Below are 12,013 nucleotides of genomic sequence, written 5' to 3'. Positions count from 1 at the left end.
ACCCTGATCGGCCCAGAAACACAGGGTGCGGCGAGATTTCCACAGGCTGGAGAGAGGCCGCAACATCTTGCGGTTAACCACACGTTTACACCCTCGATATTGGCGTTATAGCCTTGCCGCATGGGTCGGGAGCCGAATCAGTGAGCGCAGCCGCGCCTTGGAGTGTTAAGGGCATCGACCCGAAAGCCCGCGAGGTCGCCAAGGATCTTGCGCGCCGTTCAGGCATGACCCTGGGCGAGTGGCTGAACTCCATGATCATGGACGACGAGGAAGAGGGCTACGCCACGCTTCCGCGCCGCGGTCCTGTCGCCGACACCTATGACCGCCGCCATCGCGCCCGCCGTCTGGACGACGCCTATGAGCCGTCGGACGAGAAATGGCAGAGGGTCAGCGCCTCGATCGACGCCCTGGCCGCCCGGCTGGAGGCGGCCGAGCGCCGTTCGACCGTCGCCATCCAGGGGGTCGATCAGGCCGTCGCCGGCCTGGTGCGCCGCCTGGACGGTCATGACGCCCAGACCAAAGGGCAGGCCCGGCGCATTGACGACATCGCCGAGGAGCTGCGCGAGGGGCACCGCCGTCTGCGCGCCTTCGAACGGGACACCGGTCCTCAGGTTCAGGAAGGCTTCGGCAAGGTCGAACAGTCCATCGGCGCCCTGGCGGGGCGGCTGTACGACATCGAAGAGCGTCAACGCGCCGGCGTGGCGGATCTGCGCCAGCGGATGGAGGCGGTCGAAAAGGCCGCCGGACCCGGCGCTGGCTCGGATCTTCTGGCCCAGGTCGGGGCGCGTCTGGACCAGGCGCAAAGCCGCACCACCGAGGCCCTGAAGGCGCTGGAACGGTCCTTCGCCGATCTGGATCAGAGGCTGCGCGCCGCCGAGGGCCGGGTCGAGCCGGAAGGGGCCCGCGACGCCGCCCGGTTCGAAAAACTGGCCGAGACCCTGTCGCGTCAGATCGACAGCAACCGCGCCGAGATGATGCAGCGGCTCGACGCCGCCGAGACGGGCGCTCGGATCGACCGGATCGAACGGGCGGTTCAGGCCGTCAACGACCAGGTCCAGGCCTCCGAGCGCAAGGGCGCCCAGGGGCTGGAGGCCATGGGCCGCGAAGTCCTGAAGATCGCCCAGAACCTGAATGCGCGGATGCAGGCCGCCGAACGGGCGGGCGCCGATCAGGCCGAGGCCGTGACCCGCGCCGTCAGCCGCAAGGTGGACGAAGACCTGGCGCGCCATTCGGCCCAGGTCGATCAGACCTTCGCCCGCCATGTCGATCGGGTCGAACAGAGGCTGACCGCGACAGAGGACCGCCACGCCCTGGCGCTGGAGAAGCTGGGCGGCGAGATCACCCGCATCTCCGATCAGCTCAGCGACCGGATCGTCCAGTCCGAGCGCCGCTCGCAGCAGGCGCTGGACGACATCGCGCGGCGTCTGTCGGAAAGCTCCGAGAAGATCGAGCAGCGTTACGACCGCGCCTCGGGCGAACTGGCCGAGCGGATGCGGCTGAGCGAGGAGCGCACGGCCCGCCTGCTGGCGGAAGCCCGCGAGAGCATCAACGCTCGCCAAGCCGGTTCCGCCGACCGTCCCGCCTTTGAAGACCGGGCCGCGCCGACCGCCGACATCGCGGTCGAGGCGGGGGGATGGGACATTCCCGAGGCCGAGCCCAGGCCCCGCGCCGTAGCGGCGCGGACGGCCCAGGCCGCCGTCTCCGCCCCGGTGGAGCCGGACTGGCGCGCGGCCGTCTTCCCCGACGACTCCTTCGACGACGGCGACGACTGGTCCAGCGATGCGGCGGCGACGCCCAAGGCGGCGCCCTTCCCCTCGTCCTTCGCCGCTGCCCCGGCGACGCCCGAACCTGAGCCTGAACCCGTCACGCCTGCGCCCGAGCCCGCGCCTGTGGTCGAGGCCGCGCCGGTCATTCAGCCGTTCGGCGGCTTCGGCGGGGCCGATGTCGAGGATGCGCTGGACGCCACGGCCCCGGCTGCGACCTCGGCCTTTGCGGCTCCGGCTTCGGCGGAGACCCCCGACCTGGAGGTATCCGCACGCGAAGATGATTTCGGCGGCGAGACGGAGTTCGTCGATCCCCGGCGTCTGCGCGCCTCCATGGGCGCCGCCGCGGCGGCGGGCCGGGCCTCCTCGACCCGCTCGACCATCAACGCCGCCCGCGCCGCCATGACCGTCCCGGCCCCGGTCGAGGCGCCGCGCCAGGGGTTCGGCCTGGCGCCGAAACGCGGCGGCAAGTCCAAGCTGCAGGAACGTCTGGACAAACAGGCCGCCCGCGACGGTTCGACCGTCAAGAAGGCCTTTCTGGCCTCGGTGACGGCGGTGGCTTTGACGGGCGGCGCCTATGCTTCGCTCAGCCTGGCCGACGGTTCGGGCCTGCCTGACATCAACCTGCCCGGCCTGCCGGGACGCGACGCGGCGCCGGCGGCGGCCGAGCCGGCCGCTCCGCCTCTCGCCATGGCGGTGACGCCCGCCGACGCCGTCCCGACCGCCGAGGCGGGGGCGGAGGCCTATGACCGCGCCGTGGAACAGATCGAGAGCGGCGATCCGGAAGGCGTCGAAGCCTTGAAGAAGGCGGCCAACCTCGGCTACGCCCCGGCCCAGACCTATCTGGGACAGCTTTATCTGGCCGGGGCGGACGGCGTCGCCGCCGATCCGGTCGAGAGCCGCCGTTGGGGCCGTCGCGCGGCCGAGAACGGCGACCCGCGCGGCATGCACCTTTACGGCATGCAGCTGTATGAAGGCGACGGCGGAGCCGCCAATCAGGCGGAAGGCCTGGTCTGGCTGGTCAAGGCGGCCGAACACGGCCTGCCGGACAGCCAGTATAATGTCGCGCGCATCTATGAGACGGGCGCCGACGGGGTGGCCAAGAATCTGACCGAGGCGCTGAAGTGGTACATGATCGCCGCGCGCGGCGGCGACAGCGAGGCTCAGGCGGCGGTGAACCGTCTGCGCCCGACCGCCAGCGCCACGGCCCAGCGCGCCGCCCGCACCGCCGCCGAGGCCTTTGTGTCGCAGCAGTCCGCCAAGGCGACGGGCTGAGGCCGGGTTTCGGATCAAAGCCCCAGACCAGGGTGGCGGCGCGCCGTCCCCGTCGCTAAAGACCAGCTGTCGCCGTTCGGCGCTTTCCGTTTCGCTCCAGCCGAAGGCGCGTCCTTTGGATATCTATCTGCCGATCGCCGAGGTTTCGGTGAACTGGCCGACCCTGGTGATCCTGGGGGCGGTGGTCGGCTTCGTCTCGGGCCTGTTCGGCATCGGCGGCGGCTTCCTGATGGCCCCGATCCTGGTCTTCCTCGGCATTCCCCCGACCGTGGCGGTCGCCAGCCAGGCCAGCCACGTCGTGGCCTCCTCGACCTCGGGCGTGATCCGCTACGCCGGCCAGGGGGCGGTCGATTTCCGCATGGGGTTGGTGATGGCGGGCGGCGGCGCCGTCGGCGCCTTGGCCGGGGTCGAGCTGTTTCGCTATCTGCGGCTGCTGGGTCAGGCGGACCTGGTGGTGGCCCTGTCCTATCTGGTCTTCCTGGGCGTCATCGGCGGGCTGATGCTGAACGAGAGCCTGACCGAAATCCTGCGCCGCCGCCGGGGTCTGCCTGCGCCCCGCAAGGAGCGCCGCCGGCCCCTGTGGCTGTACGGCCTGCCGCTGAAGATGAAATTCCCCAAGTCGGGCCTCTACATCAGCGCCCTCCCGCCGTTCGGCCTGGGCGTTTTCGCAGGGGTGCTGTCGGCGATCATGGGGGTGGGGGGCGGCTTCATCCTGGTGCCCGCCATGCTGTACGTCCTGCGGATGCGGGCCGGCGCCGTGGTCGGCACCAGCCTGTTCCAGATCATCATCACCACCGCCATCACCACCATTCTTCAGGCCGGGCGGAACCAGACGGTCGACATCGTCCTGTCCACCATCCTGCTTCTGGGCGGGGTCGTCGGGGCCCAGATCGGCGCCCGCTTCGCCGGTCGGTTCCGGGCGGAAGAACTGCGGGCGGCCCTGGGGCTGATCGTTCTTCTGGTGGGAATCCAGATGGGGCTGGAGCTGTTCGTCCGGCCCAGCGACATCTTCCTGATCGCGCCGGGGGTCGCCGACTGATGCAGGCGCTTCCACCCCCTCCACCCGCGATCGAGGCCCCTCTCCCGCTTCCGGCGCCCGACCGGTCCGAGGCCACGACCGGGGAGCTGCGCGTCGCAGCCGCCCTGACCGACGCCAGGGTCCGGGTCGATTCCAGCTTCCGCGGCGCCTCGATCGTACTGTTCGGCGCCGTCTTCAATCCGACGCCGGAACCCGCCGATGTGGTGGTGGTGGTGCGCGGGCCGGACGCGCCCGTGCGCCTGGTCAAGAAGACCCGCAACATGGGCGTCTGGCTGAACAGCCGCCCGGTCCTGTTCGAGGGGGCGCCCGGTTTCTACATGACCGCCTCGACCCGACCCCTGTCCGACATCGCCGAGTTCGGCCAACTGCGGCGGCTGGGGGTGGGGGTCGATCACCTGAGGATCGACGCGCCGGAGGAGAGCCGCACCGTCACCCGCTACGGCGTGCGCGACGTGGTGGTCAGCCGTCTGGGCGACGACTATCTGGACTGGCGGCGCGCGGTGATCCGGCTGAAGGAGGCGGCGGCCCTTTACGACACCGATCCCAAGGGGGTCGAGTTCGTGGACCGTGGCCTGTTCCGGGCCGAGGTGAAACTGCCCACCGTCGCCCCGACCGGCAAATATTACGCCGAGGTCTGGCTGTTCCAGGACGGGGAGCCCCAGTCGGTTTCGAACCTGACCCTGACGGTGGAGAAGGTGGGTCTGGAGCGAGACATCTATGAGTTCGCCCATCGTCGGCCGTGGCTTTACGGCCTGGTCTGCGTCCTGTTGGCGGCCCTGACGGGCTACGGCGCCTCGCGCGTCTTCAGTCGCCGGAACTGAAGCCCAGTTCGGCCCGCAGGGTCTCGGCCGTCAGGCCGCCGGCGCGCAGTTCCGCCAGGGTCACGGACCGATCCCGCTTGGCGTAGCGCCGCCCGTCCGGCCCGGTCAGCAGGGGGTGGTGGCGATAGACGGGGGAGGGCCAGCCCATCAGGGTCTGGATCAGCCGCTGCACATGGGTGGCTTCGAACAGGTCTTCGCCCCGGATCACATGGTCGATCCCCTGCAGGGCGTCGTCATGGGCGACCGCCAGATGATAGGCGACGCCCGCGTCCTTGCGGGCCAGCACCACATCGCCCCCCGCCTCGGGCCGCACCTGGATCACGCCGGTCTCGCCGCCCGGTCCCGTCCCTTCCTCGACGAATGTCAGGCTCGTCCAGATCGCCTCCCCCAGGGCCTGGCGCGCCCGATCCAGCGACAGCCGCCAGGCGAAGGGCCGGCCCTCGTCCATAAACCTCGCCTCCTCCTCCTCCGGATGGGGGCCGGGGCGCACCGCCTCCATCGCCCCGTGGGGCGCATCGCCCAGGCCGTCCAGGATGTCCTTGCGCGTTCGGAAGCACCGGTACAGAAGCCCCTGACGCCGCAGATGGTCCAGAACGGCGGCGTAATCGTCCAGATGCGCCGACTGGCGCCGCACCGGCGTCTCCCAGTCCAGCCCCAGCCAGGCCAGGTCCTCCAGAATCCCGACCTCGAACTCCGGGCGGCAGCGGGTCGGGTCGATGTCCTCGATCCGCAGAACGAACCGCCCCCCGGCCCTCCGAGCCGCAGTCCAGGCGGTCAGGGCGGAAAAGGCGTGGCCCTTGTGCAGGCGGCCGGTGGGGGAGGGGGCGAAACGGGTGGCGAACATTTCCCTGATCCTAGCGGTTTCCGGACCCGAACGGCGCCCCGCCCTTTTCGAGAGCCCACATCGGTCCCAGAGCCTGATCCGTTGAGGAGGAACCGCTTCGCGGTTCCGCTGAAACGGTGAATCAGGCTCCGGATTAGAGCGAGAGCATGATTCACGCTTCTGCCGGAACCGCCTCGCGGTTCCGCCTGAAACGATCATGCTCTAAGCGTGGGCGATGCCCGTCGCCCCGACAGTCCAGGATATCGCCGCCGCTCGAGACGCTCTGGCCAAGGCCGATCCCGCTCTGGCGCGGGCCCATGCCCAGACGCCCGCCTTCGAATGGCGGCTGCGGCCTGGCGGCTATGAGGGTCTGTTCCGCATGATCGTGGAACAGCAGGTCTCGGTCGCCGCCGCCGCCTCCATCTGGGGGCGCACGGTCGAGGGGCTGGGCGGGGCCGTGACGCCGGAGGCGGTGCTGGCCCACGACGTCGAGGCGCTGCGCGCCTTCGGCCTGTCGGGGCAGAAGGCCCGCTACGGACGCGAGATCGCCCTGGCTCAGGTGGAGGGGCGGATCGACCTGGATCATATGCAGACCCTGTCGGACGAGGCGGCGATCGCCGCCCTGACGGCCATCCGGGGCGTCGGCAAATGGACGGCCGAGACCTATCTGATGTTCTGCGAGGGGCGGCTGAACGTCTTTCCCGGCGGGGACGTGGCCTTGCAGGAGGCCATGCGCTGGGCCGACCGGGCCGAGGTCCGGCCGAACGAGAAACAGGCCTATGCGCGCGCCGAAATCTGGCGGCCGCACCGCGGGGTGGCGGCGCATCTGCTGTGGGGATGGTATGGCGGGGTGCGGCGCGGCGAGATCGCGCTGGAGGATCACACGCCATGACCCCGCTGGACCCCGCCCTGACCGAGCCGCTGCGCAACCCCCAGACCATGCTGGCGGCCCTGGACTTCGCCGGGGTGGCGGTCTTCGCCGCCACGGGCGCCCTGGCGGCGGCGCGGGAAAAGCACGACGTCGTCACCTTCGCCTTCTTCGCCGCCATCACCGGCGTCGGGGGCGGGACCCTGCGCGACCTGCTGCTGGGCCTGCCGGTCTTCTGGGTCCAGGACTGGCGCTATATGGCCGTCTGCCTGTCGGCGGCGGTGGTGCTGTGGCTGATCGGCCAGAGGGACTGGCGGTTCCGCGCCCTTCTGTGGCTCGACGCCGTCGGCCTGGGCGCCTATGGGGTCATGGGGGCGGCCAAGGCCGAGGCGGCCGGGGCCCACCCGCTGATCTGCATCGTCATGGGCACCTTGACCGCCTGTTTCGGCGGGGTGGTGCGCGACACCCTGGCCGGCCAGCCGTCGATCCTGCTGCGGCGCGAGATCAACGTCACCGCCGCCATCCTGGCCGCGACCCTCTACATCGTCCTGAGGATGCCCGAGACGCCGATCTGGCCCGCCGCCATCGTCGCAGCGATCGCCGGCTTCATGCTGCGCGCGGGCGCCCTGCGCTGGGGATGGACCCTGCCGGGGTTCCCGGCGCGAAATTGACCCGGTTTCGTCGTCTGTTCGTCATGGCGACGTCTTCGAATCGGCGCTAGGTTATGAGCCTCTGACTAGGGAAGGAGATCCGTCTTCAATCCTGTCGCCTCCATATCCTCCGCTGTGAGCGGGAGGGCCTGATGCAGGTTCTCCATCGACCGCCGTCGGGCTTTCCGGCCCTGGTGCTGAATGCGGATTTTCGGCCCCTGTCCTACTATCCGCTGTCGCTGTGGCCGTGGGAGGAGGCGGTCAAGGCGGTCTATCAGGATCGGGTGGACGTGGTGTCCCTGTACGAGAAGGTGGTGCGCTCTCCGTCGATGGAGATGCAACTGCCCAGCGTCATCGCGCTCAAGACCTATGTGGATCAGGATCGCAGCCCGGCCTTCACCCGGTTCAACGTCTTCCTGCGCGACGGCTTCGCCTGTCAGTATTGCGGCGCCTCCACCGAACTGACGTTCGACCATGTGATCCCTCGGTCCCAGGGCGGTCGCACGACCTGGGAGAACATCGTCGCCGCCTGCGGTCCCTGCAATCTGACCAAGGGCGGGCGGACGCCGCGCCAGGCCTTGATGCCGATCCGGCGCGAACCCTACCGCCCCAACGCCTGGCAGCTTCAGGAGGCGGGACGGCGTTTCCCGCCCCATTATCTGCACCAGAGCTGGCTCGATTACCTGTACTGGGACATTGAGCTGGAGCCCTGAATCCCGTCGAGGCGCGGCGTCAGGCGAACCGACTCGGACGCCGGCGGTCGGGGGCGGCGGGCTCGGCGCAGGTCTTCCATGACACGGCATGGACCTTGTCGCGCCCCAGGACGGCGGCCATCGGTTCTGAGCCGAACAGGTCGGCTATGGCCGGATCACAGACGTCCAGCCCGCCGGTGAAGGCGCCGAAGGCCGGCAGGATCAGGCGCGATCCGTCGGTGATGAAACAGGGGCGGCGAACGCCGCGGCCATAGGCGACCACGCGGGCGGCGGGATGCAGGTGGCCGGCGACCTCGCCCTGGCGGTCGTCCGTCCCGGTGCGGGGCTCGGGCTCGTGGGTCAGGCGAAGCCCGCCCAGCCGCATCTCCGCCAGGACCACGCCGGGCAAACCGAGCGTGGAGGCGGTCAGGGCTTCACGGTCGTGATTGCCCTCCAGCCAGGTCCAGTCGCGCCCGGCCGCCAGCCGGTCCAGGCGGAGGCGGTCTTCCACCGCCATGCGTGGCACGGCTTTTCGGTCATGGAAGCTGTCGCCCAGCAGGATGACCCGGACCGGGTCCAGTTCGGCGATCTCGGCTTCCAGCCGGTCCAGGGTGGCGCGGCTGTCGTAGGGCGGCAGCATCTGGCCGCGTGCGGCGAAGGCCGAGCCCTTCTCCAGGTGCAGGTCCGCCGCGACCAGGGTGCGATGGGCGGGAAGCCACAAAGCCCCGGAACAGCGCAGCACGCAGGTCTCGCCCGCGATCTGGACCCGCAAGGACCCGCAGGGCTTGCGCGTGGGGGACAGGGTCTGGCGCAGGGCGGCGTTCATGCGGGCGCCTCGTCCATGACCTCGGCGATCAGCTGTTCGGCGCTTTCGTCCAGGATCATTTCGGCGGCGTCCCCGCCGACCCGCTCGCGCCCGATCTGGACCAGGACCGGCACGCAGAAGGGCGAGGGGCGCGTCAGCCGCTGATGACGGATGCGACCCTCGATCCGCGTCAGCATCTGGCCCAGGCGCGCCACGTCCAGCAGGCCCGAGGCGGCGTCGGCGCGGGCGGTCTTCAGCAGCAGATGGTCGGGCTGATGGCGGCGGAGCACGTCATAGATCAGGTCGGTGGAGAAGGTCACCTGCCGGCCGGTCTTTTCGGCGCCCGGCTGGCGGCGCTCGATCAAGCCCGAGATCAGGGCGCAATTGCGGAAGGACCGCTTCATCATGAAGCTCTCCTCCAGCCAGGCCTCCAGATCGTCGCCCAGCATGTCCGGCTGGAACAGGGCGTCCAGGTCGATCCGGGCCATCGGCTTGATGGACCAGACGGCCAGGGAATAGTCGGTGACGACGAAGCCCAGCGGCCCGACGCCCAGCCGGTCCAGCCGCCGGGTCAGCAGCATGCACAGGGTGGTGTGGGCCAGATTGCCCTCGAACGGATAGGCGACCAGGAAATGCCGGCTGCCGCGCGGAAAGGTCTCCACCAGCATGGATTCGGCGTCGGGGATGGCGGAGCGCTCGGCCTGGAGCGCCAGCCATTCCTGCACGTCCGGCGGCAGGACGCGCCAGTGGTCGGGGTCCTGAACCATCGTCCGCACCCGATCGGCCAGAGAGGTGGACAGGGGGAACTTCGACCCGCCCCAGGAGGGGATCTTGGGCTCCTTGTCGTTCGCGTGGGTGACCAGGGCGTCCGTTCCGACAATGCCCTGGAACGCCCAGACCTGACCGGCGAACAGAAAGGTGTCGCCGGGCGTCAGCTGTTCGAAATACCATTCCTCGGCCTCGCCCACCTTGCGGCCGGGGACCAGCTGACGCGAGGCCCCGCCGCGACGGCCGGCGACGCGCACGTTCAAGGTTCCGGCCGAGACGATGGCGCCGACGTTCATCCGGTGGCGCTGGGCGATATGTTGGTTGCGCACCTTCCAGCGGCCGTCCGGCGTCCTGACGATGCGGGCGAACCGGTCGTAGGTGCGCAGCGCATAGCCGCCGGTGGCGACGAAATCGACCACCTCTTCGAACTGTTCCCAGCTCAGGCCGCGATAGGGGCCGCAGCCGGTGATCTCGTCGTACAGGGCCTGCATGTCGAAGGCCTCGGAGCAGGCCACGCCCATCACATGCTGGGCCAGCGTATCCAACGTGCCGATATGGATCGGCTCCCAGTCGAAGGCGTTGTCGGCGACCGCCTCGCGCGCCGCCTGGCATTCCAGCATTTCGAACCGACTGGCGGGCACCAAGAGGGCGCGCGACGGTTCGTCCAGCCGGTGGTTGGCGCGGCCGATCCGTTGGACCAGACGGCTGGAGCCCTTGGGCGCCGCCATCTGGATGACCAGATCGACGTCGCCCCAGTCGATGCCGAGATCCAGCGTCGAGGTGCAGACCACGGCCCGCAGGTCGCCCCGCGCCATGGCCGCCTCGACCTTGCGTCTTTGTTCGGCGGCCAGGGAGCCGTGGTGCAGACCGATGGGCAGGCTTGCATCATTGATTTCCCACAGCTGCTGAAAGACGAACTCCGACTGCCAGCGGGTGTTGACGAAGATCAGGGCCAGGTTGGCGCGCTGGATGGCGGCATAGACCTCGGGGATGGCGTGCCGGCCGGTGTGCCCCGCCCAGGGCACATGGCCCTCGGAGATCAGCACGTCGATGACGGCGGGAGCGCCGGGATCGCCCTTGACCAGGCGCACCAAATCTCCCCCCGATGGGGGGAGGGGACCAGGCGAAGCCTGGTGAGGGGGCTTGCTTCGAACTCGGCGTCTAAGTCGGCCCCTCCACCGCTTCGCGGTCCCCCTCCCAATGGGGGAGGATTGAAGCGCGGCGCCAGCCACCTTCGGATCAGGTCCGGGTCTTCGATCGTCGCGCTCAGACCCACCCGTCGCATCCCGGGGGCGAAGCTCTGCAATCGCCCCAGGCCCAGCGACAGCAGGTCCCCCCGCTTGCCGCTCCAGATGGCGTGGACCTCGTCCAGCACGACGCATCTCAGATCGGCGAAATAGGACCGGGCGCCTTCCCAGGCGCAGAACAGGGCCAACTGTTCCGGCGTGGTCAGCAGGATGTCGGGCGGGAAGTCGCGCTGACGCTGGCGTTTCGACTGTTTGGTGTCGCCCGTCCGCGTCTCGACATGGATGTTCAGCCCGATCTCGCGGATCGGCGTCATCAGATTGCGTTCGACGTCGGTGGTCAGGGCCTTGAGCGGCGACAGATAGAGGGTGTGGACGCCCGAGCCTGGTCCTGTCTGCGGCTTGGGTCCGCGTTCCGCCAGCTCGATCAGACTGGGAAGAAACCCCGCCAAGGTCTTGCCGCCGCCGGTGGGCGCGACCAGCAGGGCGTGCGCCCCCGCCTGGCCCGCCGCGACCATCTCCAGCTGATGCCGCCGGGGCGACCAGCCGCGCGACGCGAACCAGTCGGCGAACAGGGGCGGAAGCGTCGTCATCCGCTCCACGGCGACAGCAGACGGCAGCCGCTGTGTTCGAAATGGCGGGTGTTGCGCGTGACGAGGGTCAGATCATGGACTAAGGCGGTCGCCGCGATCAGTTCGTCGATCACGCCGGGCGTCAGACCCTGCCTCCGATGTGCGTCGCTGACGGCGCCCCATCGCCGCGCGACGTCGACATCGACGGGCAGGATCCGCTTTCGATAAACCGACAGGATCAAATCCCGCCGCTTCGAAAGCTCGGCCCGCTTGGGACTGTCAGGCAGGTTCAGAATGCCGCGATCCATCTCGCCCAGTAGAAGAACGCTTAGGAAAATTCCCTCTTGCCGGTCCGCAGTTTCGGCCTGCTGGTCGTGCCACGCCATGAAGCCGGGGTCGGGGCGAGGCTTGCCCAGTTCGCTGATGGCGTTGGTGTCGAGCAGAAACCTCAAAAATCAGCCTCGCGCGCCGGCCGGGGGTCGCGGGTAAGATCGACGTTGGACCAGTCCATGCCACGGAGAATCTCCAGCATGGTCGGTTTGCGCTTCTGCATTTCCTGGAACCGATTCAGGGGGATCACGACCAAAGGATCGTGGCCTTCGACCTCCAGCTTTTGAGGGCCGTCAGCCTCGACACGAGCGGCGAGCGCTTCCAGCCACGCATCGGGATCAATCGGCTTGTTCACGGCGATCT

10 protein-coding genes and 1 pseudogene are annotated in these 12,013 nt (G+C 69.4%); 6 read left to right on the top strand and 5 right to left on the bottom strand.

Translation table 11 applies throughout. From position 1 onward, the window contains the following. The first annotated feature begins 140 nt into the window (after positions 1 to 140). The 3 genes from BSP_RS01945 to BSP_RS01935 all read left to right on the top strand — a co-directional run bounded on the left by BSP_RS01945 (position 141) and on the right by BSP_RS01935 (position 4,898). Positions 141 to 3,038, top strand: coding sequence for a tetratricopeptide repeat protein (locus BSP_RS01945; RefSeq protein WP_227976015.1), 2,898 nt, complete (start codon positions 141 to 143; stop codon positions 3,036 to 3,038). Positions 3,039 to 3,153: 115 nt separating this feature from the next. Continuing rightward, positions 3,154 to 4,077 carry a sulfite exporter TauE/SafE family protein gene (locus BSP_RS01940; RefSeq protein ID WP_054764221.1) on the top strand — a complete coding sequence of 308 codons (924 nt, stop codon included), beginning with the start codon at positions 3,154 to 3,156 and terminating at the stop codon, positions 4,075 to 4,077. Beyond that, a complete protein-coding gene (locus BSP_RS01935; protein WP_152949134.1) occupies positions 4,077 to 4,898 on the top strand; it encodes a TIGR02186 family protein in 822 nt (273 codons plus the stop codon). Before BSP_RS01940 ends, BSP_RS01935 begins: the two co-directional genes overlap by 1 nt. On the opposite strand, the gene gluQRS is transcribed toward BSP_RS01935, so the two are convergent. Further along, positions 4,882 to 5,742, bottom strand: coding sequence for a tRNA glutamyl-Q(34) synthetase GluQRS (gene gluQRS, locus BSP_RS01930; RefSeq protein ID WP_152949133.1), 861 nt, complete (start codon positions 5,740 to 5,742; stop codon positions 4,882 to 4,884). The genes BSP_RS01935 and gluQRS overlap by 17 nt on opposite strands. A gap of 214 nt (positions 5,743 to 5,956) precedes the next feature. On the opposite strand from gluQRS, the gene BSP_RS01925 reads away from it, so the two are divergent. From BSP_RS01925 to BSP_RS01915, 3 genes are all read left to right on the top strand, one after another. Next, positions 5,957 to 6,613: a DNA-3-methyladenine glycosylase gene (locus BSP_RS01925; protein WP_054764219.1), complete on the top strand. Its 657-nt coding sequence runs from the start codon at positions 5,957 to 5,959 to the stop codon at positions 6,611 to 6,613. Next, complete coding sequence (locus tag BSP_RS01920; RefSeq protein ID WP_054764218.1) at positions 6,610 to 7,260, top strand: trimeric intracellular cation channel family protein; 651 nt, start codon at positions 6,610 to 6,612, stop codon at positions 7,258 to 7,260. The genes BSP_RS01925 and BSP_RS01920 overlap by 4 nt, the downstream gene beginning before the upstream one ends. Before the next feature lie 131 nt (positions 7,261 to 7,391). Beyond that, positions 7,392 to 7,952, top strand: coding sequence for an HNH endonuclease (locus BSP_RS01915; RefSeq protein WP_054764217.1), 561 nt, complete (start codon positions 7,392 to 7,394; stop codon positions 7,950 to 7,952). 19 nt (positions 7,953 to 7,971) lie between these two features. Here the strand turns inward: BSP_RS01915 and pdeM are convergent, their stop codons facing one another. The 4 genes and pseudogenes from pdeM to BSP_RS01895 all read right to left on the bottom strand — a co-directional run bounded on the left by pdeM (position 7,972) and on the right by BSP_RS01895 (position 12,005). Beyond that, entirely contained in the window at positions 7,972 to 8,757 is a 786-nt protein-coding gene (pdeM, locus tag BSP_RS01910; RefSeq protein WP_054764172.1) for a ligase-associated DNA damage response endonuclease PdeM, read from the bottom strand. After that, positions 8,754 to 11,341: pseudogene (locus BSP_RS01905) on the bottom strand (ligase-associated DNA damage response DEXH box helicase). The gene pdeM and the pseudogene BSP_RS01905 overlap by 4 nt, the downstream one beginning before the upstream one ends. Next, positions 11,338 to 11,772, bottom strand: coding sequence for a type II toxin-antitoxin system VapC family toxin (locus BSP_RS01900; protein ID WP_054764170.1), 435 nt, complete (start codon positions 11,770 to 11,772; stop codon positions 11,338 to 11,340). The pseudogene BSP_RS01905 and the gene BSP_RS01900 overlap by 4 nt, the downstream one beginning before the upstream one ends. Then, on the bottom strand, positions 11,769 to 12,005 hold the full coding sequence (locus BSP_RS01895; RefSeq protein WP_152949132.1) for a hypothetical protein: 237 nt from the start codon (positions 12,003 to 12,005) through the stop codon (positions 11,769 to 11,771). Before BSP_RS01895 ends, BSP_RS01900 begins: the two co-directional genes overlap by 4 nt. Between the last annotated feature and the right edge of the window lie 8 nt (positions 12,006 to 12,013).

Origin of the sequence: Brevundimonas sp. Bb-A (assembly GCF_009394735.1) — a bacterium.
Taxonomy (GTDB): Bacteria; Pseudomonadota; Alphaproteobacteria; order Caulobacterales; family Caulobacteraceae; genus Brevundimonas; species Brevundimonas aurantiaca.
The sequence above is the reverse complement of the archived record's forward strand: the minus strand, read 5'-3'. Positions and strand labels throughout refer to the sequence as shown.

What these genes read in the sequence shown, in the direction of transcription:
- BSP_RS01925 (WP_054764219.1), top strand. Translation starts at nt 5,957, where the DNA reads ATGCCCGTCGCCCCGACAGTCCAGGATATCGCCGCCGCTCGAGACGCT.
- BSP_RS01920 (WP_054764218.1), top strand. Translation starts at nt 6,610, where the DNA reads ATGACCCCGCTGGACCCCGCCCTGACCGAGCCGCTGCGCAACCCCCAG.
- BSP_RS01915 (WP_054764217.1), top strand. Translation starts at nt 7,392, where the DNA reads ATGCAGGTTCTCCATCGACCGCCGTCGGGCTTTCCGGCCCTGGTGCTG.
- BSP_RS01935 (WP_152949134.1), top strand. Translation starts at nt 4,077, where the DNA reads ATGCAGGCGCTTCCACCCCCTCCACCCGCGATCGAGGCCCCTCTCCCG.
- pdeM (WP_054764172.1), bottom strand. Translation starts at nt 8,757, where the DNA reads ATGAACGCCGCCCTGCGCCAGACCCTGTCCCCCACGCGCAAGCCCTGC.
- gluQRS (WP_152949133.1), bottom strand. Translation starts at nt 5,742, where the DNA reads ATGTTCGCCACCCGTTTCGCCCCCTCCCCCACCGGCCGCCTGCACAAG.